A 1,808-nucleotide genomic window follows, 5' to 3' on the forward strand; every position below is an offset into this window, starting at 1 on the left:
TCCTGAGTTCTGCCAATTAGTGCGGAAAATCGGAATTTAATAGCTTCATCAGCTCACTGCTTGCCAGTTCGCCGGCATCCATTTGCAGCACATAAGTTTCACCGGTGCGCTCGTCACGGATCTGAGCCTCATGAACCCGCCACAGGTCTTGGCGGATCTGACGTAATGACCGACCCGTTTTGATCTCAAGATATTTGCCCATCATCAACGCCATGAAGCAGATGAGCACATGGGCTCGAATAGCCTCCTGCGTGTGATGATAAATTGGTCTGGCGCGCAAGTCTGATTTGCTTATGCGAAACGCTTGCTCTACATGCCACAGATCCCGATAATAGGCGACAATCTCGGCGTTAGACAGTTCTTCTTCCGGGATATTGGTCACATAGCCCTTGATGCCCAACAACTTTTCCGCCTTGGTCTGTAGCTCTGTATCGAAGATGAACGGCTTGTCTTTTTCTTCGGACTTCTTGACGAATTTGGCCCGTCGCCCGGGTTCGTTACGCTCAAGCAGTGCAAGGGCACGTTTTACCTGTTTGTCGAGCTCGCGTTTATCTTTTCTGTAGCGTGCCTCGGAGAACTCACACACCATGTCGGCTTGCTTGACCACGTGGTCATAGTCAAAGCGCCTTAAGGTCTTGTCATCCCGAGGCAATTCACTGTGAATCAGGTCGATGAAACGGGCTGCGGCATTGGCCAGCCGTGCTCCCACAATATAGTGGTAACCTTCTTCCTCCAATTGCTGCATGTTGGCTTTGGAAAGCATGGCCGCATCGGCCACAATCACCGGTTTGACATCACCAACCCGCTGTTGGAACCGGCGGACGATCGCCAGCATGGTATGACCCTCGAACGTATTGCCTTTGAAGACCTCGTGCATCACAGGAAAACCTGAACGGGTCGTGATCAGGCCGATAACGATTTGTGGCTGCTGAGGCTTGTTGTCCTTGGAGAACCCCGGGTGCTGGAAGTCGTATTCCTTGAAGGACTCGAAGTACAGCGTGGTCACGTCATACAGCACCAGGCTGAAGGACTCTTTCAGATCGTCACGTGCGGTCTTTATAGCCGCTGTCTCGATCTGCTCCTGATGATCCAGAAGTTTTGGCAGCATACGGTAAACCGTCCGCTCGGCGTAACGGACATTAAAATAACACTGTAAAAGCTCCAACGTGCGCAGCTTGGACGATGGCTCAATGATGCGCATCAGCGCCAGATCCAGATAAAGCTCTGGCAGGGCTCCCAGAGCGCACCGCCGGGCACAGGCAAGCAATGCGTTGCGGGCAAAGAGGTGCGTGACGCCAACAAGCTTGGTATGGGTAAGATCCAGCTGCGGCGAAGGCGACACTTCTTTTGCAAACAAGCTTGGTTGTCTGCAGTGCGCCTCAGTATAAATCTCAGCCTCCGTCACCAACCGTTGGCATTCGTTCTTGCTGTGGGCACTGCCGATATGCTTGACGATGATACGCTTCTTTCCTTCATTGCGTACCACCTGAACGGCCGTTGCACCAGAGCTTGTCCGTACTGTTCTGATCGTCAAATCCCCACGCATGGTGAAAAGATACCATTAGTGCGGAAATCCAAGAATCAGAAAAAAGTCAACTAGCTGAAATATAAAGACTTATTTTTTAAACTCTGAAAATCGGCTAAAAGTGGCAGAAGTCAGGAGGAATACCCCGTCTGTCGATCCAGGCGGGGTATTCCTGTATTGCGCTTTTTTTCAGACACCCTGCTGTCGATATTCCTTTGATCCTTATCCCGAACACAATCAGCATTTTTTGCAATTCGATGGGCAAATCTGGTTATTGTAAATA

General features: G+C 50.8%; 1 protein-coding gene. It reads right to left on the reverse strand.

Annotated elements, in window-relative coordinates:
* Window positions 1-16: 16 nt before the first annotated feature.
* Window positions 17-1,546 carry an IS1634 family transposase gene (locus tag AC6F7T_RS04575; RefSeq protein WP_500716817.1) on the reverse strand — a complete coding sequence of 510 codons (1,530 nt, stop codon included), beginning with the start codon at window positions 1,544-1,546 and terminating at the stop codon, window positions 17-19.
* Window positions 1,547-1,808 lie beyond the last annotated feature (262 nt).

It is taken from the genome of Pelovirga sp., assembly GCF_059864205.1.